The 25,084-nt window shown below is 72.6% G+C and carries 20 protein-coding genes, 2 tRNA genes and 1 pseudogene; 15 read left to right on the top strand and 8 right to left on the bottom strand.

Going from position 1 to position 25,084, the window contains the following annotated elements:
* The first annotated feature begins 112 nt into the window (after positions 1-112).
* Positions 113-1,765 (top strand): long-chain fatty acid--CoA ligase, encoded by a 1,653-nt coding sequence (locus ACZ51I_RS19090; RefSeq protein ID WP_468877093.1) that lies wholly within the window; start codon positions 113-115, stop codon positions 1,763-1,765.
* A gap of 52 nt (positions 1,766-1,817) precedes the next feature.
* Here ACZ51I_RS19090 and ACZ51I_RS19085 read toward each other — a convergent pair whose 3' ends face one another.
* Together ACZ51I_RS19085 and ACZ51I_RS19080 are read right to left on the bottom strand one after the other, a co-directional pair.
* Positions 1,818-5,609 carry a PAS domain-containing protein gene (locus tag ACZ51I_RS19085; RefSeq protein WP_468877090.1) on the bottom strand — a complete coding sequence of 1,264 codons (3,792 nt, stop codon included), beginning with the start codon at positions 5,607-5,609 and terminating at the stop codon, positions 1,818-1,820.
* A gap of 114 nt (positions 5,610-5,723) precedes the next feature.
* On the bottom strand, positions 5,724-6,200 hold the full coding sequence (locus ACZ51I_RS19080; protein WP_468877087.1) for an SSI family serine proteinase inhibitor: 477 nt from the start codon (positions 6,198-6,200) through the stop codon (positions 5,724-5,726).
* Positions 6,201-6,414: 214 nt separating this feature from the next.
* Between ACZ51I_RS19080 and ACZ51I_RS19075 the strand changes: the two genes are divergently transcribed.
* Together ACZ51I_RS19075 and ACZ51I_RS19070 are read left to right on the top strand one after the other, a co-directional pair.
* A tRNA-Ser gene (locus tag ACZ51I_RS19075) sits at positions 6,415-6,505 on the top strand.
* Positions 6,506-6,789: 284 nt separating this feature from the next.
* Positions 6,790-6,862: transfer RNA gene (locus ACZ51I_RS19070), tRNA-Arg, on the top strand.
* A 317-nt stretch (positions 6,863-7,179) separates the two neighbouring features.
* Here the strand turns inward: ACZ51I_RS19070 and ACZ51I_RS19065 are convergent.
* Both ACZ51I_RS19065 and ACZ51I_RS19060 read right to left on the bottom strand, forming a co-directional pair.
* A complete protein-coding gene (locus ACZ51I_RS19065; RefSeq protein WP_468877085.1) occupies positions 7,180-8,373 on the bottom strand; it encodes an NAD(P)/FAD-dependent oxidoreductase in 1,194 nt (397 codons plus the stop codon).
* Positions 8,374-8,468: 95 nt separating this feature from the next.
* A complete protein-coding gene (locus tag ACZ51I_RS19060) occupies positions 8,469-9,416 on the bottom strand; it encodes an RNA polymerase sigma-70 factor (protein ID WP_468877084.1) in 948 nt (315 codons plus the stop codon).
* A gap of 101 nt (positions 9,417-9,517) precedes the next feature.
* On the opposite strand from ACZ51I_RS19060, the gene ACZ51I_RS19055 reads away from it, so the two are divergent.
* Positions 9,518-9,883 (top strand): PH domain-containing protein, encoded by a 366-nt coding sequence (locus tag ACZ51I_RS19055; RefSeq protein ID WP_030549674.1) that lies wholly within the window; start codon positions 9,518-9,520, stop codon positions 9,881-9,883.
* A 124-nt stretch (positions 9,884-10,007) separates the two neighbouring features.
* The gene (locus ACZ51I_RS19050; protein WP_468877082.1) at positions 10,008-10,835 is read left to right on the top strand and encodes a BRO family protein; all 828 of its coding nucleotides are present in this window, start codon (positions 10,008-10,010) and stop codon (positions 10,833-10,835) included.
* Positions 10,836-10,839: 4 nt separating this feature from the next.
* On the opposite strand, the gene ACZ51I_RS19045 is transcribed toward ACZ51I_RS19050, so the two are convergent.
* Positions 10,840-11,244, bottom strand: a complete 405-nt coding sequence (locus tag ACZ51I_RS19045; RefSeq protein ID WP_468877080.1) for a hypothetical protein — start codon at positions 11,242-11,244, stop codon at positions 10,840-10,842.
* A 27-nt stretch (positions 11,245-11,271) separates the two neighbouring features.
* Between ACZ51I_RS19045 and ACZ51I_RS19040 the strand changes: the two genes are divergently transcribed.
* The 9 genes from ACZ51I_RS19040 (at position 11,272) to ACZ51I_RS19000 (ending at position 21,651) form a co-directional block, all read left to right on the top strand.
* Positions 11,272-12,138, top strand: coding sequence for a DUF2797 domain-containing protein (locus tag ACZ51I_RS19040; protein ID WP_468877078.1), 867 nt, complete (start codon positions 11,272-11,274; stop codon positions 12,136-12,138).
* 85 nt (positions 12,139-12,223) lie between these two features.
* A complete protein-coding gene (locus ACZ51I_RS19035; RefSeq protein WP_468877076.1) occupies positions 12,224-12,559 on the top strand; it encodes an antibiotic biosynthesis monooxygenase family protein in 336 nt (111 codons plus the stop codon).
* The gene (locus tag ACZ51I_RS19030) at positions 12,546-13,454 is read left to right on the top strand and encodes an amidohydrolase family protein (protein ID WP_468877074.1); all 909 of its coding nucleotides are present in this window, start codon (positions 12,546-12,548) and stop codon (positions 13,452-13,454) included. Before ACZ51I_RS19035 ends, ACZ51I_RS19030 begins: the two co-directional genes overlap by 14 nt.
* Before the next feature lie 77 nt (positions 13,455-13,531).
* Positions 13,532-14,275, top strand: a complete 744-nt coding sequence (locus ACZ51I_RS19025; protein ID WP_468877072.1) for a response regulator transcription factor — start codon at positions 13,532-13,534, stop codon at positions 14,273-14,275.
* Between the two features lie 5 nt (positions 14,276-14,280).
* Entirely contained in the window at positions 14,281-15,819 is a 1,539-nt protein-coding gene (locus tag ACZ51I_RS19020; RefSeq protein WP_468877070.1) for a sensor histidine kinase, read from the top strand.
* A gap of 26 nt (positions 15,820-15,845) precedes the next feature.
* Positions 15,846-17,105 carry a bifunctional glycosyltransferase family 2/GtrA family protein gene (locus ACZ51I_RS19015; RefSeq protein ID WP_468877068.1) on the top strand — a complete coding sequence of 420 codons (1,260 nt, stop codon included), beginning with the start codon at positions 15,846-15,848 and terminating at the stop codon, positions 17,103-17,105.
* Positions 17,102-19,255, top strand: coding sequence for an ArnT family glycosyltransferase (locus tag ACZ51I_RS19010; RefSeq protein ID WP_468877066.1), 2,154 nt, complete (start codon positions 17,102-17,104; stop codon positions 19,253-19,255). Before ACZ51I_RS19015 ends, ACZ51I_RS19010 begins: the two co-directional genes overlap by 4 nt.
* 78 nt (positions 19,256-19,333) lie before the next feature.
* Positions 19,334-20,836 carry an MFS transporter gene (locus ACZ51I_RS19005; protein ID WP_468877063.1) on the top strand — a complete coding sequence of 501 codons (1,503 nt, stop codon included), beginning with the start codon at positions 19,334-19,336 and terminating at the stop codon, positions 20,834-20,836.
* Positions 20,837-20,871: 35 nt separating this feature from the next.
* Positions 20,872-21,651, top strand: a complete 780-nt coding sequence (locus ACZ51I_RS19000) for a TetR/AcrR family transcriptional regulator C-terminal domain-containing protein (protein WP_468877061.1) — start codon at positions 20,872-20,874, stop codon at positions 21,649-21,651.
* A gap of 162 nt (positions 21,652-21,813) precedes the next feature.
* Here ACZ51I_RS19000 and ACZ51I_RS18995 read toward each other — a convergent pair.
* Positions 21,814-23,307, bottom strand: a pseudogene (locus tag ACZ51I_RS18995) (MDR family MFS transporter); the annotation flags it as partial.
* Positions 23,308-23,396: 89 nt separating this feature from the next.
* On the bottom strand, positions 23,397-23,840 hold the full coding sequence (locus tag ACZ51I_RS18990; protein ID WP_468877059.1) for a MarR family winged helix-turn-helix transcriptional regulator: 444 nt from the start codon (positions 23,838-23,840) through the stop codon (positions 23,397-23,399).
* A gap of 159 nt (positions 23,841-23,999) precedes the next feature.
* On the opposite strand from ACZ51I_RS18990, the gene ACZ51I_RS18985 reads away from it, so the two are divergent.
* Positions 24,000-24,233 (top strand): hypothetical protein, encoded by a 234-nt coding sequence (locus tag ACZ51I_RS18985; protein ID WP_468877057.1) that lies wholly within the window; start codon positions 24,000-24,002, stop codon positions 24,231-24,233.
* Between the two features lie 152 nt (positions 24,234-24,385).
* Here the strand turns inward: ACZ51I_RS18985 and ACZ51I_RS18980 are convergent, their stop codons facing one another.
* Positions 24,386-25,048: a TetR family transcriptional regulator gene (locus tag ACZ51I_RS18980; protein WP_468877055.1), complete on the bottom strand. Its 663-nt coding sequence runs from the start codon at positions 25,046-25,048 to the stop codon at positions 24,386-24,388.
* Positions 25,049-25,084: the final 36 nt, after the last annotated feature.

The raw sequence follows: 25,084 nt of genomic DNA, 5'->3' as shown, positions 1-25,084 counted from the left end.
CGCCAGCAATCACTGGCAATCTACGTACTCTCGGGTAGTGACATACCGCGCGGTACGTGCGCAGAATCTCCCCACCCCTTCTGCCACGTAGCGCCCACCGGGAGGACGCCCCGTGTACAGCACCATGCAGGACGTACAACTGACCGTGAGCCGCATCCTCCAGCACGGGATGACGATCCACGGAAAGTCCACCATCACCACCTGGACGGGCGAGCCCGAGCCGCATCGCCGCACGTTCGCGGAGGCCGGAGCACGCGCGCACCAGCTGGCCCACGCCCTGCGCGACGAACTCGGGGTCACCGGCGACCAGCGCGTCGCCACCCTCATGTGGAACAACTCGGAGCACGTCGAGGCGTACTTCGCGATCCCCTCCATGGGCGCGGTGCTCCACACCCTCAACCTGCGTCTGCCCGCCGAGCAGCTGGTCTGGATCGTCAACCACGCCGCCGACCGGGTCGTGCTCGTCAACGGCTCCCTGCTCCCCCTCCTCGCCCCGCTGCTCCCGCACCTGCCGTCGGTCGAGCACGTCGTCGTCTCGGGACCGGGCGACCGTTCCCTCCTGGACGGCGCGGCCCCGCGCGTGCACGAGTACGAGGAGCTGATCGCCGGCCGCCCCACCACCTACGACTGGCCCGAGCTGGACGAGCGCTCGGCCGCCGCCATGTGCTACACCTCCGGCACCACCGGCGACCCCAAGGGCGTCGTCTACTCGCACCGTTCGATCTACCTGCACTCCATGCAGGTGAACATGACCGAGTCGATGGGGCTCACCGCCGAGGACACGACCCTGGTCGTCGTCCCGCAGTTCCACGTCAACGCCTGGGGCCTGCCGCACGCCACCTTCATGACCGGCATCAACATGCTCATGCCGGATCGTTTCCTCCAGCCGGCCCCACTCGCCGACATGATCGAGCGCGAGAGGCCGACCCACGCGGCCGCCGTCCCCACCATCTGGCAGGGCCTGCTCGCCGAGGTCACCGCGAACCCCCGCGACCTCTCCTCCATGACCCAGGTCACCATCGGCGGCGCCGCCTGTCCGCCCTCCCTCATGGAGGCCTACGACCGGCTCGGCGTCCGCCTCTGCCACGCCTGGGGCATGACCGAGACCTCCCCGCTCGGCACGATGGCCCACCCGCCGGCCGGTCTCACGGCCGAGGAGGAGTGGCCGTACCGCGTCACGCAGGGACGTTTCCCCGCCGGTGTCGAGGCGCGTCTCGTCGGGCCCGGCGGCGATCACCTCCCGTGGGACGGCGAGTCGGCGGGCGAGCTGGAGGTGCGCGGCACGTGGATCGCGGGCTCGTACTTCGGCGGGATCGACGCCGAGGCGCTCCGCCCCGCCGACAAGTTCAGCGAGGACGGCTGGCTGAAGACCGGTGACGTCGGCGTGATCAGCCCGGACGGCTTCCTCACCCTCACCGACCGCGCCAAGGACGTCATCAAGTCGGGCGGCGAGTGGATCTCCAGTGTCGAGCTGGAGAACGCCCTCATGGCGCACCCGGAGGTCGCCGAGGCCGCCGTCGTCGCGGTGCCGGACGAGAAGTGGGGCGAGCGGCCGCTCGCGACCGTCGTCCTCAAGGAGGGCGCGACGGCGGACTACGAGACGCTGAGGGCCTTCCTCGCCGACGAGGGCGGCATCGCGAAGTGGCAGCTGCCGGAGCGGTGGGCGATCGTGCCGGCGGTGCCGAAGACGAGCGTCGGCAAGTTCGACAAGAAGGTCATCCGCAGGCAGTACGCGCAGGGCGAGCTGGACGTGACCCAGCTGTAGTCGTCCCCCTGCCCCTGTTGCGGTACCACCGGCACCAACTGGCCCCGCTGGGCTAGTTGGTGCCGATCTTCGCGAGCAGGTCGACGATCCGCGCCTGGACCTCGGCGCTGTTCGACCGCTCGGCGAGGAACAGGACCGTCTCCCCGGAGTCGAGCTTCGGCAGCTCCTCCTCGACGAGGCCGGCCGAGGTGTAGACGACGAGCGGAGTGCGGTTCAACTGCCCGTTCGCGCGCAGCCAGTCGATGATCCCGGCCCGGCGGCGGCGCACCTGCATCAGGTCCATCACCACCAGGTTCGGCCGGGTCTGGGTGGCCAGCGCGACCGCCTCGGTGTCCGTGGCCGCCCGCGCGACCTGCATCCCGCGCCGCTCCAGGGTGGCCGCGAGCGCCTCCGCGATCGACTCGTGCTCCTCGATGAGCAGGACCCGGGACGGGTGCTGCTCGCTGTCGCGCGGCGCCAGCGCCTTGAGGAGTACGGCCGGATCGGCGCCGTACGCCGCCTCCCGGGTCGCCTGCCCGAGCCCGGCCGCGAGCAGCACGGGCACCTCGGCGGCGACGGCCGCCTGACGCAGCGACTGCAGCGCGGTCCGGGTGATGGGGCCGGTCAGCGGGTCGACGAAGAGCGCGGCCGGGAAGGCGGCGATCTGGGCGTCGACCTCCTCGCGGGAGTGCACGATCACCGGCCGGTAGCCGCGGTCGCTCAGCGCCTGCTGCGTGGAGACGTCGGGGGCGGGCCAGACGAGCAGCCGCCGCGGGTTGTCGAGGGGCTCCGGGGGCAGCTCGTCGTCGACGGGGCGCGGGGCGGGCCGGTTGGCGACCTCGACCGCGCCGCCCGGGCCGTCGAGCGGCTCGGGCCCCTCGGCGGAGCCCTCGGCGGGCGCCCCTATGGCGTACGCACGGCCCTCCGGCGGAGTGTCGTGCCGCGAAGGCGCCGGCGCGGTCGGCTGCGGGTGCGGCTTGGCCTCGGCCGGGGCCGGGATCGGGCCCGGGACCGGCGGGTCGGCCTCGGGCGGGGTGGCGAGCCTGCGCCGCCGCCCGGAACCGTTGGAGGGCGCGGCGGGGGTGGCCGTCGGGGCCGGCGGTACGAACGGAACGCCCTGCCCGAGCGTACGGACGCTGAACGCCCGCCCCTGGGTCGAGTCCTTCGACCCGCCCATCGGCGTCGGAGCCGATGACTGTGCCGGCATCGGCGCCGGCATGGGCAGTTCGGGCGGCAGCGGTACGGAACCGGTGCCCGTCCCGGAACCGGTCCCGTTCCGGAGCGTGGGCTGCGGCGGCGCCTGTTCCGGAGCGGGCTCCGGCCGGGGAGCCGTCACGGCCCGGCGCCGCCCGGTCGGCTCGACCGTGGTCGCGCCCCCGGCCTGGGACGGCGCGTGCGGATGAGGCTGTGGGGGCGTGTGACCGGCGCCGGGGACGCTCCGTACGGCTTCGTGCTGTCCCTCGTCGGAGACCGGCAGCGGGCCGGCCACGGGAGCGGCGGCCGGGAGGTCCGGCTCGCCGTCACGATCGGCGTCGGCGGGCCCGAGCGCGAACGGGGTGCGGGGCCCGGCCTCGGCCGCGGCGGCCCGCTCCCGCGCGGCGGCCAGCGCGCGTCGGCGGCGCCCGCTCGGCCGCGCCGGAGCCTCCTCGGGCGCGGAGGCGACGGCGGGCAGGGCACGGGCCGGTGCGGGGGCGCCCGTCGGCTCGACGGCGACACCCTGCGGCGGTACGGCGGCGCCGAGCGCGGCACGCCCCTGCGCCCCCTCGGCGGCGGTCACCACGGAGCCCTCGGCGGGCCGGCCGCGACGGCGCCCGGTGGGCTCCACAGGGGTGGAGGGCGCCGGGAGGGCGGAGTCCACGGCGGCGTTCTGCTGGGCGGGGATCAGGTCGGCGGGACCGGCCTGCTCTCCCGTACGGGCACGGCGGCGCCCACTCGGCTCGGCACCGCCCGGCAAATCGGCCTCGGACGCGACGGCGCTCTCCAGGAACGCGTCCGTCGAGCCACGCCGGGCCCGCCGCCGCCCACCACCGGAGGTCTCGCCGGCCTCGGAGGCCGGGTGCGCCGCCGGGATACCGCCCGGGGGGACGACGCCGGAAGCCGCGCCAGCCGTACCGGAGCCGGAGCCGGAGCCCATGCCCGAGGCCACGCCCGAGCCCCTGCTCGTACCGACGTCGGGGATCCCGCCCGGAGCCGCGACCGACGGTGTCTCGGGGGCGGGGGCGGGGGTGGGGGTCCCGGTCGGGCCGGATGCCTGGGCGGGCAGGGCGAGGGCCTGGCGGCCGCCCGAGGGCGCGGGGTCCCGCGGCGCCGCGGGGACCGTGCCCCGGCCCGCGCCGAGCGGCACCTCGAGGACGTACGCGCCGCCGCTCGTCCCCGGCACCTCATGGGTCTGCACGACACCGCCGTGCGCCGCCACGATCCCGCGGACGACGGGCCCGTGCACGGGGTCGCCGCCCGCGTACGGGCCGCGGACCTCGATCCGTACGACGTCACCGCGCTGCGCTGCCGCGACGACGATCGTGGAATCGCTCGGGGTCCGCTCGGCCTTGCTCTTGCCGGTCGCGTCGACGCCGGCGACGTCCGCGACGAGGTGCGCGAGCGCGGTCGCCAGGCGGGCCGCGTCCACCTCGGCCTCGATGGGCGGCGCGTGGACGGCGAACTGGGCGCGGCCGGGACCGATCAGCTCCACGGCGCCGTCGATGCCGCCGGCCACGATCCCGTCGAGCAGGACCACGGCCTTGTCGAGCTGCTCCGCGCCGGCGTCGAGCCGCTGGTAGCCGAGGACGTTGTCGACGAGCGCCGTCATCCGGGCGTATCCGGCGGCCAGGTGGTGCAGGACCTGGTTGGCCTCGGGCCACAGCTGCCCGGCGTCGTCGGCGGCGAGGGTGCCGAGCTGGGTGCGCAGCTCCTCCAGGGGCCCGCGCAGCGACTCGGCGAGGACGGCGGTCAGCTGCTCGTGGCGGGCAGCGAGGGAGGCGTACTTCTCCGCCTGCACCTCGCGCTCCGCCGCGTGCCGCTCGGCGCGGTCGGCGAGCTCGGCCGCGTGCTCCTCGGCGAGCTGTTCGTACGGCCTGCGGTCGGCGAAGGTCATCACCGCGCCGACGAGCTGGTCCCCGTCGCGTACCGGAGCGGTCGTCAGGTCGACCGGCACCCGCTCGCCCTTCTTGGACCACAGGACCTGCCCCCGGACCCGGTGCTTCCGCCCGGACTTGAGGGTGTCGGCGAGCGCGGACTCCTCGTACGGGAAGGGCTCGCCGTCGGCGCGCCTGGCGAGGATCAGCGGGTGCAGCTCCTGACCGCCGAGCTCGCCGGCGCGGTAACCGAGGATCTGGGCGGCGGCGGGGTTCACGAGGACGACCCGGCCGTCGGTGTCGGTGCCGACGACGCCCTCGGACGCGGCACGCAGGATCATCTCGGTCTGGCGCTGCGAGCGGGCGAGTTCGGCCTCGGTGTCGAGGGTCCCGGTGAGGTCCCGTACGACGAGCATGAGCAGCTCGTCGCCGGTGTAGCCGCCGTACGAGTCGTAGGCCTCGCGGCCGTCCTCCAGGCTGGCGCTGGTCACCTCGACGGGGAACTCGGAGCCGTCCGTGCGGCGGGCGATCATCCGCGTCGGCTTGGTGCGGCCGCGCTCGTCGGTGCCGTCGGGGCGGCGCATGGAGCCGGGGATGAGGCGCGAGTCGAAGGTGGGCAGCAGGTCGAGCAGCCCGCGCCCGACGAGCGCGGTGCCCGGCGTCTCGAACATGCCGAGGGCGATGGTGTTGGCGTTGACGACCGTGCCGTTGCAGTTGACGAGCACGAGGCCGTCGGGGAGGGCGTCGAGTATGGCTGCGAGGCGAGCAGCGCCTCGGGATGGCCTGCTGCTCACGACGACGCTTCCTCCCAGACGCACTGCACTTGCTTGCCTATCGGTCGGCCGGCCCCATCTTGCCCCTCGGGCCGCAGCCTGTCACTGAGGGGAGTCTAAGGGAGCCTCCGGGCATCACCCCCGGACGAGGGGAAGCACGGGCTCCAGATTCTCCCAGCGGTCGATCTCGCAGCCGTTGGCGCGGGAGAAGCGGGCGTCGACCTGACGGCCCTGCCAGGTGCCGGTGACGTGGGCGAGGGCGGGCCCGCCGTACACCTGGGTGCACATCCGGTCCTCGGGGACGGGCAGGAACGGGTCGCCGCCCTCCTTCGCCAGCTGTCCCAGCCGCTTGCAGGCGTCTTCGGCGGCCGGGTGGCTGCCCGAGGCGCGGTCTTCACAGCTCAGCTCGAAGGTGCCGTCGGCCTTCGGGTAGCCGCTCTTCTCGACGGTCACGGTCAGCGTGTCGGGCGACGAGAACAGGTTCAGCGGCGGCAGGGGGCTGAGACCGGCGGCGCCGGTAGCGGCGGTGGCGAGGGTCGCGAGGACGAGACTGCGCAGCATGCGGATCTCCAGAAGCACGGGAAGTACGACGGGCAGGGGCGCATGACGCACCCGCCTCCTCTAACGCTCCGGGCGCCCCGGCGTTGCGCAAGCGGGGTGCGCCGGCCGTGACGGCCTCGCGAGGGGGCTCCGGAGACGGGGGGACAGGAGGCCGTGGGGCTTTGCCCTGGACCCCGGAGGACTAGTACGGTGAGAATCGATTGGTGACACCCGGTTCGCCTGTGTCATCATCTGCACGCACCACCCGCGTATGCGCACGGTGCGAGGAGGCGTCGCCTAGTCCGGTCTATGGCGCCGCACTGCTAATGCGGTTTGGGTCTTAAAGCCCATCGAGGGTTCAAATCCCTCCGCCTCCGCCCCACACCGAAGCCCCGGCCCCCAAGGCCGGGGCTTCGGCCGTTCCCGGACCGGCCAGGCGCGACGGATGTGACCCCGGTCTCTTTCCACGGATTTCCCCCGCCCTGACCCCTTCCACCGCGCCACGCCCGCCGACCCGCGCTCCACCCCTGTCAGGGCGTTTTCGCAGGTCACAAGGGGTGGGGGGAACGGATTTCACATGACGGCGGCAGTCATGTAATGTTCTTCCTGTCGCCGCGAGCGGGTCGAAAGACCGGGGAGCGAAGACAAGAACTGAAAACAAGCACTCGTAGCTTAACGGATAGAGCATCTGACTACGGATCAGAAGGTTGCAGGTTCGAATCCTGCCGAGTGCACACAGGCAAGAGGCCCGGACGAGAGTCCGGGCCTCTTGCGTTTCCTGGGCGTACAGCAGCGAAGTACAGCGACCGCGCTGATCGCCGCCGACCGCTGTAGGCCGGTGACGGATCGCCCGTGGCATCGGGCAGCTTGTCCTGACACGGCGCACCGGCCAACTTCCGTTCCCTGATCAGTGGTCACGCAGTCCAGAAGCCCCTCGGCATCAATCCGAGGGGCTTCTGACACCAATGGGTGACATCAACGTCCGCCGTTCCCGCTCCGGGGCCGGTTCAGAGCGCGTGGGCGCCCTCAGGGAGGGCGCCCGGGGCGGTGGTCAGGCCGTGGCCCTGGTAGGGGTGGCAAGGGTGGCCGGGGTGCGGACGAGGTGGCGGCGGCGGGTCGGGAGGGGCTTGGGGTTGCTGACGCCCCAGGCCGCGCCCTTGCAGATCAGTTCCTTGTAGCGGGCGGCGAGTCGGCCCGTCAGGGCCGCGCTGACCGCGCGGTCGTCGGCGGTGACGTACTGGATCAGGCCCTCCCTGCGGCCCAGCGAGATGCACTGGTTGAAGTAGCGCAGCGGCGTCTTCGGGAGCTTTCCGCCGGTCAGGCGGGCCGCGATGGCGTCGGCCGCCTGCCAGGCCATCGGGGTGCCCGTGGCGCAGGACATCCGCAGCGGCTTGTCGCCCGGCCCCATGGCCAGGGCCGCGTCGCCGACGGCGTACACGTCCGGGTGGGAGACCGAGCGCATCGTCCCGTCGACCACGATCTGGCCGGTGTCGGTGACCTCAAGGGTGGTGGCCCGTGCGATCGGGTGCACCGCGAAGCCAGCAGTCCAGACGGTGACCGCGGCCGGGACGGGGCCGGCGGTGGTGGCGATCCGGTCCGCCTCGACCGCCGTGACCTCGGTGCTCTCGTGTGCCGTGATGCCGAGGTCGGCGAAGACCTTCCGTACGTGCGCGCGGCCCTTGGGCGAGAGCCAGTCGCCGAGTCCGCCGCGGGCGGCGAGCGCGACGTCGAGGTCCGGGCGGGCCTCGGCGATCTCGGTCGCGGCCTCCACGCCGGTGAGGCCGCCGCCGACCACGACCACGGACTGTCCGGCCTCCAGGGCGGCCAGGCGCTCGCGCAGCCGGAGCGCGCCGGGGCGGCTGGAGATCTCGTGGGCGTGCTCTGCGGTGCCGGGGACGCCCTGGGGGTTCCAGCCGCTGCCGAGGGCGTACACGAGGGTGTCGTACTCCAGCTCCTCGGCGCCGTTTCCGGCCGTGACGGAGACCGTCTTCCGGTCGGCGTCGACCGCCGTCACCGTCGCCTGCTTCAGCTCGACGCCGGTGCCCGCGAACATCTCGCTCAGGGGCCGGTGGACGAGCTCCTGGCCGACCGCCAACTGGTGCAGCCTGACGCGCTCGACGAAGTCGGCCTCGGCGTTGACGAGGGTGATGGCGACGTCCTCGCGGTGGAGCCGCTTGGCGAGGCGGCCGGCGGCGACGGCTCCGGAGTAGCCGGCTCCGAGGACGATGATGCGGTGCTGCTGCATGTGCCTTCTCCTGTCTCGCGTCGCGGTTTCGCCTCTTGAACCGGGCAGCCCGACGATTCCTGACAGGAAGTGGATGTGACGTGGGTCACAAGAGTTCAGAAGGCTGCTTCCACGACGGGGGTGCCGTGGTCCGCGGTCGCCCAGAGCCTCGTCGCGCGTGCGAGCTTGTCGGGGTTCACCTGGTTGCGGAAGGCGGTGATGCCCTCGGCGGTGACCTCCAGGCACATGATGCCGATGACCCGGCCGTCGAGCACCGCCACGGCGGCCGGAGCGCCGTTGGCCGTCGTGGCGTAGACCTCGGGCGATCCGCCGACGATCGCGCGCTTGGCCCGGCTGGGCTTGAAGAGGCCGCGCATGAACGTCGCGACCGCGAGGGCGCCCTCGAACGCCTTGGCGCGCGCCGGGACCTTCCCGCCGCCGTCGCCGATCGCGACGGCGTCTCCGGTGAGCAGCCGTACGAGCGGCTCGGTGCGGCCGCTGGTGGCGGCCGCGAGGAACTCCTCGACGATCCGCCGGGCCTCGGCCTCGTCGATCTCGGTGCGCGCCTTGCCCGCGGCGACGTGCTTCTTGGCGCGGTGGTAGATCTGCTGGGCGGCGGCCTCGGAGATGTCGAGGATCTCGGCGATCTCCCGGTGCGGGTAGTCGAAGGCCTCCCGCAGCACGTACACCGCGCGCTCGTTGGGGGAGAGGCGCTCCATGAGGGCGAGCACCGCGTACGAGACGGATTCGCGCTGCTCGGCGGTGTCGGCGGGGCCGAGCATCGGGTCGCCGGCGAGGAGCGGTTCGGGCAGCCACTCGCCCACGTAGGTCTCGCGCCGGGCGCGGGCCGAGGTGAGCTGGTTCAGGCACAGGTTGGTGAGGACCTTCGTCAGCCAGGCCTCGGGGACCTCGACGCGGTCGACGTCCGCGGTCTGCCAGCGCAGGAACGTGTCCTGCACGGCATCCTCGGCCTCGCTCGCCGAGCCGAGGAGGCGGTACGCGATCGCCTCCAGGCGGGGGCGGGAGGCCTCGAAGCGGTCCACGTCGTCCATGGTCAGAGCCATGGTCCGGATCCTATCCGTGCGGGCCCGGCCGTAGCGGGGGTTTCACGGCGGGGGTTAGGGTCGGATGATCTTTCTTTCTCATGAGACGTGGGGGTATGGGCATGGCGCTCTTCGGGAACGCACACGCGATCGATCCGGCGCAGGCGCAGCAGGACTACGCGCGGCTGCTCGGCCAGGGGGAGCAGGTGCACGCCGCGTACCTGCTGATCCGCGACACGATCTTCTTCACCGACCGGCGGCTCGTGCTCGTCGACAAGCAGGGGATCACCGGCAAGAAGGTCGAGTACCACTCGATCCCGTACCGCAGCATCACGCACTTCGCCGTCGAGACGGCCGGCACCTTCGATCTCGACGCCGAGCTGAAGATCTGGATCTCGGGCAGCCAGCTGCCCGTCCAGAAGACCTTCACGAAGGGCGTCGACATCTACGAGGTGCAGGCGATCCTCACGCAGTTCGTCGCCAAGTAGGCGTACGGAGGGGAGGGTTCTCGGCAGAATCGCCGAGAACCCTCCCCTTTTGGGTGAACCTGGCTGATGTGCATGTCAGTTGAATATGCCCTCGGCCTAGCTTGCGTGGCGGAGGTGATGATCGATGGACGCGATCGACATCGATGACCTGGTGTACGCCGCCACCGGAGCGCCGCTGAGGCGGCTGACCGCCCCGGACGGGACCCACTGGTTCCCGGTGGTGGACGTGGCGAAACAGCTCGGGTACGGGGGCACGCGGGAGGCGCTGCGGACCGTGTCACTGCCCCCGGAGTGCCTGGCGGCCGCGCGGGAGCTCGGCGGGGTCGAGGGATTCCCCGGCCGTTCCTCCGGGATCCGGGCCTCGACGCGGATGGTGAGCCTGGAGGGGCTCGTCCAGCTCGTCGGGGCGTGCCGGAGACCCGAGGCCGGGCCGTTCCGGGCGTGGACGGCGGGGGTCGTCGCGGCGCTCCAGCGATACGGCGGGTACGGGCTCGAACCCTCGCCGGTGCACGCCCGGTTCCTGCTGCCGCCGGAGCTCGTCGACGTTCTCGTACGCCTTGAGGGCCGGTTCGACGAGCGGGCCTTCGCGTACGCCGAGCACATCGAGCACGCGGAGCTGCTCCGCGAGGTCCGGCAGAGTCTCTCCAGGGTCGCCGACTCCCTGGAGCGGCTCGCCGTTCCCCGCCAGCGCACCGGCTCCGCCGTCCCGCTCACCCCGCAGGAGCTCGTCGAGTCCTGGGCCGTCAGCGGGGACATGCGGACGGTCGCCTCCTGCCTGGCACCCGCGCTCGTACGGGGCGGGGTGCGCTACCGGCCCCAGGACGTCACCCGGCGCACCGGCCTCTCCGGCGAACGCGTCCGGGACTGCGTCCGGCTCCTCCTCGAACGGGGCTGCATGCGCGAGGTGGGGACCCCGGCCGCGGACGGGACCCGCATCTACGTGCTGCCCTGAGCGCCTACGCCCCGCTGTGGCCGGCCCGCCCCACCGCCACCACCTGGTACGCGTCGGCGTACACGATCCTGCCCGGGTCCGCCGACTCCAGGCGTACGCAGGGCACGCCGTGGTCCCGCAGGATCCGCAGGTACGGGGCGACCCGGGCCAGTGCCTCGGTCGCCGTCGGCCGGAACCAGGCGGCGGCCCCCGGGTTCACCGCCGGGTCGTAGACCGTCGGGTCCACGGCCGTCGGGTCCGGGAAGTGCGCGTCGTACCAGTCGTTCGAGGCGCGCCAGACCGCCCACTCCTCAGGCGAGAGTCTTCCCTCCCGGGCCAGCGCGTTGGCCAGGCCGAAGACGCCGGGGTGATGGCCCCTGGGGCCCGGGACCGGGGACTGGAAGCGGATGTGGCGGAGACTGGACGACATCCGGGGAGCATAGGGAGGCGCGGCGGCGTGGAGTGGTGGTGCCGGGGGATCGGCTGGGGCGGCGGCACGCCCGGACTGCGGTGGAGGGGCGGGCGGGTCAGCCCGCTCACGTACGGGCAGCGGCTCGCCTTCCGGTCGGTCGGGGTCCGGCGGTGTCCCGGGGCCCGCGGGAACCCCTGCCCCCTGGAGGCCGTCGTGCCCGGCCGGGCCACCGGCGGGCGGTGCCCGGGGTGCGCGCGGCTCGACCGGGCCCACTCCGTCGCGGCCGACACCGTCGCGGACGACCCGCAGCCGTACCGCGTCTACCTGGCCTGGTTCGGGCCCGGGATGACCAAGGTGGGCATCACCGCCGAGGCCCGCGGCGATGCCCGGCTCCTCGAACAGGGGGCCGTCGCCTTCAGCTGGCTCGGCCGGGGGCCGCTCATGGCCGCCCGGCGCACCGAGGAGGTGCTGCGGCAGGCCCTCGGCGTGCCCGACCGGGTGGCGTACGAGCGGAAGCGGGCCGCCCGGCACGCCCTGCCGTCCGCCGGGGACCGGGCCCGCGAGGTCGAGGAGCTGTACCGGCGCGCGCGGGCGGTCGGCGGCTGGACGGAGACCCTGGAACCGCTGGAGTTCGCCGCGCGGGACCATGCGGAGGTGTTCCACCTCGACGGGCTGCCGCGCCTCGATGGCACGGTCACCGAGCTGGTCGGCGGCGGTGTCGTCACCGGGCGGCTCCTCGCCGCCGCCGGGCCCGACCTGCACCTCCTCGCCCCCGACGGGCGCTGTCTCGCCCTCGACACCCGGCTCATGGGTGGATGGATCCTTGAGGCGGCCGGGGAGGCGGATCAGTTCTCGGTGCCGGTGATGGCGGCTCCTCCCGTGGCCGAGAGCGCTCAGGAGGGGCTCTTCTGAACCCCGGAACCCGCTTCGTAAAGTCTTGGATCCCTTTCCCCGCCCGCCGTGGACATCCCACCGCGACCCCGGCGAGGGTGATCACATGACTCCGAAGCTGGTGGCGGGCCTCGAACCGCCCTACTACACCGCCGTGTTCACCTCCGTCCGTCCCGACGCCCCCGAGGGCTATGCCGAGACCGCCGCCCGGATGCGGGAGCTCGTCCAGGACATCCCCGGCTTCCTCGGCTACGAGTCCGCCCGCACCCCCGGCGGCATCGGCATCACCGTCGCCTACTTCCGCGACCTGGAGGCCCTCGACGCCTGGCGCCTCCACACCGAGCACCAGGCCGCCAAGGCGCACGGGCGGGAGCACTGGTACGACAGCTACAGCGTCCACATCGGCAAGGTCGAGCGGAGTTACAGCTTTGAGCGCGCGTGACATCGAAGGGCTGCTGACGCGGCTCGGCGTCCCCGGGCTCGTCGACGTGCACACGCACTTCATGCCGCAGAACGTCCTCGACAAGGTCTGGGCGTACTTCGACGCCGTCGGACCCCTGACCGGCGTGGAGTGGCCCATCACCTACCGCGAGGAGGAAAACCGCCGGCTCGCCCTCCTGCGCGGGTTCGGCGTGGTCGCCTTCACCGCGATGCTCTACCCCCACAAGCCCGGCATGGCCGCATGGCTGAACTCCTGGGCCGCCGACTTCGCGGCCCGCACCCCCGACTGCCTGCACACGGCGACCCTCTTCCCCGAGCCGGGCGTCACCACGTACGTCCACCAGGCGCTCGACGCCGGCGCCCGGGTGTTCAAGGTGCACCTCCAGGTCGGCGGCTTCGACCCGACGGACATCGAACTCGACAGCTCCTGGGGAGCCCTCGCCGACAGTGGCACCCCCGTCGTCGTGCACTGCGGCTCCGGGCCCACCCCGGGAAACTTCACCGGCCCCGGCCCCATGAGGCGGCTGCTCGCACGGCACCCCCGGCTGCGGGTGATCGTCGCGCACATGGGGATGCCGGAGTACAGCGACTTCCTCGATCTGGCGCAGCGGTACGCGGGCGTCCACCTCGACACCACCATGGCCTTCACCGACTTCAGCGAGCGGCTCGCCCCCTTCCCCGTGGCCGAGCACCGGCGGCTCCTCGACCTCGGCGACCGGATCCTCCTCGGCTCGGACTTCCCGAACATCCCGTACCCGTACGTCCACCAGCTCCACGCCCTCGAACGCCTCGGGCTCGGGGACGACTGGCTCCGGCGGGTCCTGTACGAGAACGGAGCCGCGCTGTTTCACGTGAAACGGAGCGGGGCTGTTTCACGTGAAACAGGGAGCCCGTGACCCCCTGAAGGCTCTTTCTCAGGGAATTCACAGGAAAGGGCAAGAGGCCTCTCAGCGGCGGCCGCCACCGTGGGGCCATGACCGTCACCACACGCCGCGCCGGCACCCATGCCGACATGCTCCGCGCCGACGGAACCGCCGTCCGGGTCCTCGTCGTCGACGACGAGGCCTCGCTCTCCGAGCTGCTCTCCATGGCCCTGCGCTACGAGGGCTGGCAGGTCCGCAGCGCCGGGGACGGGGCCGCCGCCCTGCGCTCCGCACGCGAGTTCCGGCCCGATGTCGTCATCCTCGACGTCATGCTCCCGGACGTCGACGGACTGAGCCTGCTCGGCTCGATCCGCCGTGAACTGCCCGACGTGCCCGTGCTGTTCCTGACGGCGAAGGACGCCGTCGAGGACCGCATCGCCGGGCTCACCGCCGGCGGCGACGACTACGTCACCAAGCCCTTCAGCCTGGAGGAGGTCGTGGCCCGGCTGCGCGGCCTCATCCGCAGGTCCGGGGCAGCGCAGACGCGCAGCGAGTCCCTGCTCGTGGTGGGCGACCTGACCCTCGACGAGGACAGCCACGAGGTCACCCGGGGCGGTGACTCCATTCACCTCACCGCGACAGAGTTCGAGCTGCTGCGCTACCTCATGCGCAATCCGCGCCGGGTGCTCAGCAAGGCGCAGATCCTCGACCGGGTCTGGTCGTACGACTTCGGCGGCCAGGCCAACGTCGTCGAGCTCTACATCTCCTACCTGCGCCGGAAGATCGACGCCGGCCGCTCACCGATGATCCACACCCGGCGCGGGGCCGGTTACCTGATCAAGCCCGGCGAGTAGCACCCGTGCGCGGAGGACGGGGGCGGCCGTGGGCGCTGCGGACGCGGCTCGTCGTCTCGGCGGTCGCGCTGATCGCGGTCGTCGCGGCCGTGATCGGGACGGTGACGACGATCGCCTTCCGCTCCTACCTGTACGACCAGGCCGACGAGCAGGTCCACACCGTCGCGACCCGGGCGGCGGGCCCGCCTGCCGCCACGGCGCCCCCGCCCGGCCTGCCCGCCCCGGGCCGCCTGAAGGAACCGCTCGCCTTCATCCAGGGCGCGCCCCTCGGCACCCTCGGCGCGGTCCTCCAGCACGGCGAGGTGACCACGGCCGGGTACTCGGCGGAGGCCGAGGACAGCGGGACGTGGGGGCGGAACGTCCGGACCACCGCGCTCGACGAGGCCCAGCGGGCCGCGCTCGCCGCCGTCCCCCGCGACGGCCGGCCGCACACCGTCGAACTGCCCGGCGGGCTCGGCTCGTACCGCGTCGAGTACACCGTCGGGATCCACGGCACATTCCTCACCGGCATCCCGCTCACCGAGGTCGAGGACGACCTCTCCACCCTCGTCCTCGTCGAGCTGAGCGTCACCGGCGCCGGGCTCGTCGCGGCCTCGCTCGCCGGGACCGTGCTCGTCCGGGTCGCGCTCCGCCCGCTGCGGCGGGTCGCCGCCACCGCCCGCCAGGTCACCCGCCTCCCGCTGCACAGCGGGGAGGTGGCGCTCCACCAGCGGGTCCCGGAGGCGGAGGCCGACCCGCGCACCGAGGTCGGCCAGGTCGGCGCGGCCCTCAACCGCATGCTCGACCACGTCCGCTCGGCCCTCGACGCCCGCCAGCAGAGCGAGACCCGGGTACGCCAGTTCGTCGCGGACGCCAGCCACGAACTGCGCACCCCGCTCGCCTCGATCCGGGGATACGCGGAGCTCACCCGGCGAGGCCGCGAGGAGTGCGGCCCCGACACCCGGCACGCCCTCGGACGGATCGAGGCGGAGGCCACCCGGATGACCGGCCTGGTCGAGGACCTCCTGCTGCTCGCCCGGCTCGACGCCGGCCGACCCCTCGCGTACGAGACGACCGACCTCGTCCCGCTCGTCGTGGACGCCGTCAGCGACGCCCGCGCCGCCGGAGCCGGCCACCACTGGCGCCTCGAACTGCCCACGGACAGCGCGCTCGTACGGGCCGACGGCGCCCGGCTCCAGCAGGTCCTGGTCAACCTCCTCGCCAACGCCCGCACCCACACCCCACCCGGCACCAAGATCACCGCCCGGCTCCGTACGGACGCCTCGGCGGCGTTCGCCGAGATCGAGGACGACGGACCCGGCATCCCGCCCGAGCTGCTCCCGTCCGTCTTCGAACGCTTCGCCCGCGGCGACGCCTCCCGCTCCCGGCACGCCGGATCCACCGGCCTCGGCCTCGCCATCGTCCGCGCCGTCGTACTCGCCCACGGTGGACAGGTGGGCGTCGAGAGCGCCCCCGGCCGCACCCTCTTCACCGTCCGACTGCCTGCCGCGGACAACGCCGCACAGGACTCACAGGCGGGGCACAGGCGCATCACACAGCCGTGACAGCGGGGCCCGGGAGGGTCCCTGTCATGCGAACCCAAACCCTCGGGGAAGCCCTCCCCGCCCGGGAGCACCTGCCGGTGAGCGTCCCCGGACGGCCCGTCCTGGACGTGGTGATCCCCGTCTACAACGAGGAGAAGGACCTGGAGCCGTGCGTCCGCCGCCTCCACGAACACCTCCTGCGGACCTTCCCGTACGGCTTCCGCATCACCGTCGCCGACAACGCCTCCACCGACACGACGCCCGCCGTCGCCGCGGCCCTCGCCGCCGAGGTGCCCGAGGTGCGCTCCGTACGGCTCGAGCAGAAGGGGCGCGGGCGGGCGCTGCGGACCGTGTGGTCGGCCTCGGACGCGCCCGTCCTCGCCTACATGGACGTCGACCTGTCCACCGACCTCAACGCGCTGCTCCCGCTGGTCGCGCCGCTCATCTCCGGCCACTCGGACCTGGCGATCGGATCGCGGCTCGCCCGCTCCTCGCGGGTGGTGCGCGGGCCGAAGCGGGAGTTCATCTCACGTGCCTACAACCTGATCCTGCGCTCCTCGCTCGCCGCCCGGTTCTCCGACGCGCAGTGCGGCTTCAAGGCGATACGGCGGGAGGTCGCCGAGCGGCTGCTGCCCATGGTCGAGGACACCGGCTGGTTCTTCGACACCGAGATGCTGGTCCTCGCCGAGCGGGCCGGGCTGCGCATCCACGAGGTGCCGGTCGACTGGGTCGACGATCCCGACTCGACCGTGCACATCGTGCGGACGGCGACCGACGACCTCAAGGGCGTGTGGCGGGTGGGGCGGGCCCTCGCGACCGGTTCGCTGGCCCTCGACCGGCTCGCCCGGCCGTTCGGCGACGACCCCCGGGACCGCGAGCTGAACGGTGTGCCCGGCGGTCTCGCCCGCCAGCTCGTCGGCTTCTGCGCGGTCGGGGCGCTGTCCACGCTCTTCTACCTCGCGCTGTACTCGGCCTTCCGCCTCGGCCTGGGTGCCCAGCTCGCCAACGCCGCCGCCCTCCTCGTCTCCGCCGTCGCCAACACGGCGGCCAACCGGCGCCTCACCTTCGGCGTCCGGGGCCGCGACCGGGCCGTCCGCCACCAGGCGCAGGGGCTCGTGGTCTTCGCCATCGGCCTCGCCCTGACCAGCGGCTCGCTCGCCGCCCTCGGCGCGGCGACCGGCGATCCGGCGCACTCCACCGAGCTCGCCGTCCTGATCGTCGCCAACCTCGCCGCGACCGTCCTCCGCTTCCTCCTCTTCCGGCTCTGGGTCTTCCCGGACCGCGCTTCAGCAAGGAACGAACGATGACCACCCTGTCCACCGCGGTCCACGCGGCACCCCCCGCCGGCCGGGCCGCCCGGCTGTGGCGCGGACGCGCCGGGGACGCCCCCTGGGTCCGGCCCGCCTTCCTCGGCCTGCTCGCCGCCACGGCGCTGCTCTACCTGTGGAACCTGAGTGCCTCCGGTTACGCCAACTCCTTCTACTCCGCCGCGGTCCAGGCGGGCGGCGAGAGCTGGAAGGCCTTCTTCTTCGGTTCCCTCGACGCGTCCAACGCCATCACCGTCGACAAGCCGCCGGCCGCGCTCTGGCCGATGGCCCTCTCCGTCCGCCTCTTCGGGCTCGGCTCCTGGCAGATCCTCGTGCCCGAGGTCCTCATGGGCGTGGGCACGGTCGCCGTGCTCTACGCGGCCGTCCGGCGCCGGTTCGGCGCGGGCGCGGGCCTGATCGCGGGCGCGGTCCTCGCGCTCACTCCGGTCGCCGCGCTGATGTTCCGTTTCAACAACCCGGACGCGCTGCTCGCGCTGCTCATGACGGTCGCGGTGTATTGCGTGCTGCGCGCTCTGGAGCTGGACGGCGGTGCGGCGCGGTGGCTGGTGTGGGCGGGGGTGGCGCTGGGATTCGCGTTCCTCGCGAAGACCCTCCAGGCCTTCCTGATCCTGCCGCCGCTCGCGCTCGTGTACGTGGCCTGCGCGCCCGGCGGGTTCGGGCGGCGGCTCGGCCGGCTCGCCCTGGGCGGGCTCGCGATGCTCGTCTCGGCGGGCTGGTGGGTGGCCCTCGTCGAGTTGTGGCCGGCGTCCTCCCGTCCGTACGTCGGGGGTTCGCAGAACAACAGCTTCCTGGAGCTGACCTTCGGCTACAACGGCCTCGGCCGCCTGAACGGCGAGGAGACCGGCAGCGTCGGCGGCGGTGGCCCCGGTGGGGGCACGGGCGGGGGCCGCTGGGGCGATACGGGGATCGCCCGGATGTTCAACGACTCGGTCGGCGGCCAGATCTCCTGGCTGCTGCCGGCCGCGCTGGTCCTGCTCGTCGCGGGGGTCGTCGTCACCTGGCGGGCGCCCCGCACGGACACGGCGCGCTCCGCGTTCCTGGTGTGGGGCGGTGCGCTCCTGATGACGCTCGCCGTGTTCAGCTTCATGGCCGGCATCTTCCACGAGTACTACACGGTGGCCCTGGCCCCGTACCTCGCGGCGCTCGTCGGCATGGGCGCGGCCGTGCTGTGGGAGGAGCGCACCCGGTGGCTCGCCTCGGCGGCGCTCGCGGGTTCGGTGGCGGTGACGGCCTGGTGGGCCTGGTCGCTGCTGGGCCGTACGCCGGACTGGCTCCCGTGGCTGCGCTGGACGGTCCTGGTGGCAGGCGCGGTGGCGGCGCTCGGGCTGCTGTTCGCGGGCCGGGCCGACCGGCGCCTCGGGCTCGCGGCGGCGGGCCTCGGCCTGGCGGCGGGACTCGCGGGGCCGTTCGCGTACACCCTGGAGACGGTGAACGCGGGTCACCAGGGCTCGATCGTGACGGCGGGCCCGGCGGGCGGCGCGATGGGCGGCCGGGGCCCGGGCGGCGGCGGCCGGCTCTTCGAGGGCGACGGGACGATGCCGCCGGGCGGTCAGCTGCCGGGCGGCCAGGGTGGCCAGCCGGGCGGTCAGCTGCCGAACGGCCAGGGTGGCCAGATGCCGGGCGGTCAGCTGCCGAACGGCGGCCAGATGCCCGGCGGCGCTCCGTCCCCGGGGCGCCAGATGCCCGGCGGCGCCCTGCCCCAGGGGTTCACCCGGGGCGAGCGGCCCGGTGGCGGCGGCATGGGCGGCCTGCTCAACGGCGTGAGTGTCGGTGCGGAGGCCAAGGCCGCCCTCCTCGCGGACGCCGACGCGTACACCTGGGTCGCGGCCACGGTCGGCGCGCAGAACGCGGCCGGCTACCAACTCGCCACGGAGAAGCCGGTCATGGCGATCGGTGGCTTCAACGGCAGCGACCCGTCCCCGACCCTCGCCCAGTTCAAGCAGTACGTGGCCGAAGGCAGGATCCACTACTTCCTCGGAAGCGGCGAAGGCGGTGAAGGCGGTGACGGCGGTGAAGGCGGTCGCGGGGGCCCCGGCGGCAACTCGGCGATCTCCACCTGGGTCTCGGAGACCTTCGAGAAGACCACGATCGGCGGCGCCACGTTCTACGACCTGACCGACAGGAAATAAAACCCCTATACAGCGTATGAGAGCCCTTGTACGGTGTACGAGCCTTGACCTCGTACACCGTATAAGGAGCATGTCCCCATGACAGCCACCGGCGGCCGCCACCCACAGCGTTGGCTCATCCTCGGCGTCATCTGTCTCGCCCAGCTCACCGTCCTGCTCGACAACACCGTGCTCAGCGTCGCCATCCCCTCGCTGACCTCCGAACTCCACGCGTCCACCTCCGACATCCAGTGGATGATCAACGCGTACTCGCTCGTCCAGTCCGGCCTGCTGCTCACCGCCGGCAACGCCGCCGACCGCTACGGCCGCAAGAAGCTCCTCGCCACCGGCCTCGCGCTCTTCGGGCTCGGTTCGCTCGCCGCGGGCCTCGCCGGCTCCACCGCGCAGCTGATCGCCGCCCGCGCGGGCATGGGCGTCGGCGGCGCGCTCCTGATGACCACCACCCTCGCCGTCGTCATGCAGATCTTCGACGACTCGGAGCGGGTCAAGGCCATCGCCCTCTGGTCCACGGTCGCGTCGCTCGGCTTCGCCGGCGGCCCGCTGATCGGCGGCGTGATCCTCAACCACTTCTGGTGGGGAATGATCTTCCTGATCAACATCCCGGTCGCGGCCGTCGCCCTCGTCGCCGTCCTCAAGCTCGTCCCCGAGTCCAAGAACCCTCGGGGTGACCGCCCCGACCTGCTCGGCGCGCTGCTCTCCACCATCGGCATGACCGCCGTCGTGTACGCGATCATCAGCGGCCCCGGGCACGGCTGGATCTCCACCCAGGTCCTGGTCCCGGCGGCCATCGGCCTGCTCGGCCTCGGTGCCTTCGCGCTGTGGGAGCTGCGCACCCCGTACCCGATGCTCGACATGCACTTCTTCCGGAACCAGAAGTTCATCGGCGCCATCGGCGGTTCGATCCTGGTCGTCTTCGGCATGGGCGGCTCGCTCTTCCTGCTCACCCAGCACCTGCAGTTCGTCCTCGGCTACGAGCCGCTCGAAGCCGGTCTCCGGATGGCGCCGCTCGCCCTGACGATCGTCGGCCTCAACCTGACCGGTGTCGGCCCGAGGATCGTCGTGAAGCTCGGCACCCCGCCCACCGTCGTCCTCGGCATGACACTGGTCGCCGCCGGCCTCGGCTCGATCGCGCTGCTCGGCGGCGGCACGGACGGCAGCTACGGGGGGATGCTGCTGGGCCTGGTCCTGATGGGCGTCGGCATCGCCGTCTCCTCCCCGGCCATGGCCAACGCGGTGATGAGCGCGATCCCGCCGGAGAAGGCGGGCGTGGGCGCCGGGATCAACGGCACCCTGGCCGAGTTCGGCAACGGCCTGGGCGTCGCCGTCCTCGGAGCCGTACTCAACGCCCGCTTCGCCGCTCTCGTCGCCGTCACCGCGACGTCGCTCCCCGCCGCCCTGGCCGCCGCCGGCGGCGAGGCCGAGCGGCAGCAGATCTCCGACGCCTTCGCCTCCGGCCTCCAGACCAGCCAGCTGGTCGGCGCGATCGCCGTGTTCGCCGGCGGACTGCTCGCGGCGGCCCTGCTCAAGCGGGCCGAGCGCGCGGAGCAGGCCGTGAGGCCTGAGCAGCTGGTCGCTGCCTAGCATGGTGACGGACAGCTGACAGACGGAGGAACGCGATGGTCAAGGCAGCCGATCGGGCCAAGAACCCGGCGCGTTCCAGCGTCTGGCTGGAGAAGCGGGCCACCCGTAGTGGCGGCGGCCCGGCCGGGCTCGACCGGGACCGGATCGTGGCCGCCTCGATCCGGATGCTCGACGACGAGGGCCTGGCCAAACTGTCGATGCGCAAGCTGGCGGCCGAACTGGGCGTCACGGCGATGTCCCTCTACTGGTACGTGGACACCAAGGACGACATCATCGAGTTCGCCATGGACAGCGTCTACGGCGAGTTCGACCTCGCGGCGGTCGACGCCGCCGGGGACTGGCGGGAGCGGATCCGCGTACTCGCCCTGGAGTACCGGCGGATGCTGGTCCGTCACGCGTGGATGTCGCCGAGCGCGGGCCAGTACCTGAACATCGGCCCGAACGCGATCGCCGTCGGCAGCAAGATCCACGAGGCGATCGCGGACACCGGTCTCTCGCCGGACCGCCGGCCGAGCGCGATGTCGGCCGTCTTCCAGTTCGTGTACGGCTACGGGACGATCGAGTCCCAGTTCGGCCGGCGCGCGGCGGAGGCCGGCATGTCGCAGGACCAGTTCTACGTGGACGCGATCAAGGCCTTCCGGGACGACCCGGAGTTCGAGAAGCAGGCCGCGGAGATGAAGGAGCTCCTCGACGAGCGCGCCTCGCACGGCAGCGTCAGCGCCGTCTGGGACCGCGACTTCTCCTACGCCCTGGACGTCCTGGTCGCCGGCATCGAGGCGATGGTCGCCCGCGAGGCCGGAGCCGAAGGCACCTGACGACACCTATGGAGCGGTGGGGCCGGGGGCGCCTGATGGCTTGGACATGACGGAGCGGCGGGCCGTCCCCTGCCCGCCGCTCCGTTCCCGACCCGGCCGTGCCTCCGCTCGAAGCACGGCCGGGAGTCTTTCCTAGGCCTTGTCGTCGGCCTTCGTCGCGTGGCTCTTCAGCGCGACCTCCTTGATGAACAGCGTCACCACGAAGGCGAGCAGCGCGAACGGCGCCGAGTAGAGGAAGACGTCGGCGACACCGTGCCCGTACGCGTCCTCCATGACCGTGCGGATCGGGGCCGGCAGCTTGTCCATGTCGGGGATGCCGCCGCCCGAGCCGCCCTTGCCCATGGCGCCCGCGGCCTTCGGGCCGAGCTCGGTCAGGCCCTCCTTGACGTAGTTCGTGACCCGGTGGGCCATGACCGCGCCGAGCGCCGAGACACCGACCGCACCGCCGAGCGAGCGGAAGAAGGTGACGACGGAGGAGGCGGCGCCGAGGTCGGCGGGGGCCACCTGGTTCTGGGTGCAGAGCACGAGGTTCTGCATCATCATGCCGAGGCCGAGGCCGAGGACCGCCATGAAGAGCGCGATGTGCCAGTACGTCGTGTCGTAGCGGATCGTGCCGAGCAGGCCGAGACCGCCGGCCGCGAGGGCGCCACCGCTGACCAGCCAGGCCTTCCAGCGGCCGGTCTTGGTGATGATCAGGCCGGAGACCGTCGAGGAGACGAACAGGCCCGCGATCATGGGGATGGTGAGGACGCCCGACATCGTCGGCGACTCGTTCCGCGCCAGCTGGAAGTACTGGCTGAAGAAGACCGTGCCGGCGAACATCGCGACGCCCACGAAGAGCGAGGCGAGCGAGGCGAGCGTGATCGTCCGGTTGCGGAACAGGCGGAGCGGAATGATCGGCTCGCTCGCCTTCGACTCGACGAGCAGGAAGATCCCGCCGAGGGCGAGCGCGCCGAGGACCATGACGACCGTCTGCCAGGACATCCAGTCGTACTTGTCGCCCGCGAAGGTGACCCAGATGAGGAGCAGGGAGACCGCGGCGCTGATGAAGAGGGCGCCGGCCCAGTCGACCTTGACCTGGCGCTTCACGACGGGCAGCTTCAGCGTCTTCTGCAGGACGATCAGGGCGATGATCGCGAAGGGCACGCCGACGTAGAAGCACCAGCGCCAGCCGAGCCAGTCGGTGTCGGTGATGACGCCGCCGAGCAGCGGGCCGCCGACGGTGGCGACGGCGAAGGTCGCGCCGAGGTAGCCGCTGTACCGGCCGCGCTCACGCGGGGCGATCATGGCGGCCAGGATGATCTGGGAGAGGGCGGTCAGGCCGCCGACGCCGATGCCCTGGACGACACGGCAGGCGATCAGCATGCCGGTGTTCTGCGAGAGACCGGCGACGATCGAGCCCGCGACGTAGACGATCAGGGCTATCTGGACGAGCAGCTTCTTGGAGAAGAGGTCGGCGAGCTTGCCCCAGAGCGGGGTGGTCGCGGTCATCGAGAGGAGCGCGGCGGTCACCACCCAGGTGTAGGCGGACTGGCCGCCGCCCAGGTCGGTGATGATCTGGGGCAGGGCGTTGGAGACGATCGTCGACGACAGGATGGCGACGAACATGCCGAGCAGCAGCCCGGACAGTGCCTCCATGATCTGCCGGTGCGTCATCGGTGCGGTCGCGCCGCCACCGCCGGTACCGGTGACGCCGTCCCGCGCACCGGTGTCGGGCGTGGTCGTAGGCATGAACTTCCTTCTTCTCAAGCGTGGTGGGCCCGGCAGTCCCCGAAGGAGTCGCGGAGGCGGGCGAGCAGGTGGGTGAGGAGTTCGACGTCGTCGTCGGACCACTCCGCGAGGTGACGGGAGAAGGCCTCGGTCACTCGGCGGTCGAGTTCGCCGAGCATCGCGTGGCCCGGTCCCGTGAGTCGCAGGATGCGGGAGCGTCTGTCGTCCGGGTCGGGCAGTCGCTCGATCCAGCCGTGTTCCACGGTGTGGGCCACATGGCGGCTGCACACGGACATGTCGACGGCCATGAGTTCGGCCAGCCGGCTCGTCCGCATGTCGCCGTGGTGCTTGACCAGGGCGAGCACGGCCGCCGAGCCGCCCTGGCATTCGACGGGCAGAGCGCGGGCGAGGCCACGTTTCACGGCTCCGATCGCGCTCACCGAGCGGGCGAGCTCCTCGTATCTGTTCGGCGTCGCCATCGGGCACCCCCGTACATCTTGTTGCTTAGGGCAACCATAGAGATGGATGGTTGCTTCAGGCAAACTAAATCGGTCAAACGGCCCTAAAGAATCGGCAAAGCCGGATCGGCGGCGCCGGGGCTTGGGCCCCCCACCCCGACTTCGCTAGGGTCCTGGCCCATGGCACACAACCCCCAAGCACCGTACGGCCAGGGCCAGACCCCTCAGGGTCCTGAGGGCTACGACCCCGCCGGCAGCACGCAGATGTTCCGCGCCTTCGTCGACGAGGGCACCCCCCAGCGGCAGCAGCCGCAGGCCGCGACCGCGTCGGGCGGCCCGCGGGTCGGCCTGATCGTCGGCGTCGTCGCGGTGATCGTCGTCCTGGCGGCCGTCGCCTGGCTGGCGCTGGGCTGACCGCTCCGTACTTCCCTACGCCCCGGGTGGGCCGGATCCGCATCCCGCGGACCGGCCCACCTTTCTTTACGCCTCCGGGAGGCCTGTCTTTACGCCTCAGGGAGGCCTCTTTCGCGGCTCCGGCGAGGTCTCCTGCATCTCCGGGAAGTCTCTTACGCCTCCGGGGAGGCCGGCCCGTCCAAGGCGGGCGCGAGCACCGCGAAAGCCTCCGTGATCAGCGCGGCCGGGTCCTCGCCGCCGTCGCCCCCGCTCCACCGGTGCAGTACGGCGTCGAAGGCGGCGAGCGCCATGCCCGCCGCGAGCCGGGGACGGAGGTCGGTTTTGGGGTCGCGCCCGAGCCGGGCCGCCAGCTCCTGCGTCAGCTCCTCGCGCCACCGCGCCTGGTGCTCCAGGAAGCGGGCGAGCAGCGCGGGCGTCCGCAGGATCAGCCGGACCACCGGCAGCGCGCGCTCGGCGTGGTCGCCGCAGATGGTGAGCGGTACGGAGACGGTGTGCAGCAGCGCCTCGGAGGGGCGCTCCCCGGCGGGCCGCGCGGCGAGCCCCGCGCGCATGTCGGCGCCCATGCCGGCCAGGAACTGGACGACCACGTCCTCCTTCGACGCGAAGTACCGGAAGAACGTCCGCTTCGAGACCCCCGCGGTGGTCGCGATCTCGTCGACGGTCACGGCGTCGAACCCCCGGAGGGCGAGCAGCTGGAGCGCCGCCTCGGTGAGCTCGGTCGCGACGAGCTGGCGTTTGCGCTGGGCGAGGGAGACCTCGGGGCCGGTGGTCACGATCCGATGGTAGCGGGTGACCTCCGTGGCGCGCAGAGTCATGCTTGACACCCGGTGACACGAAGGGCAGCGTGTGCC

The sequence above is a fragment of the Streptomyces sp. NPDC034084 genome (genome assembly GCF_055575535.1).
The sequence above is the reverse complement of the archived record's forward strand: the minus strand, read 5'-3'. Positions and strand labels throughout refer to the sequence as shown.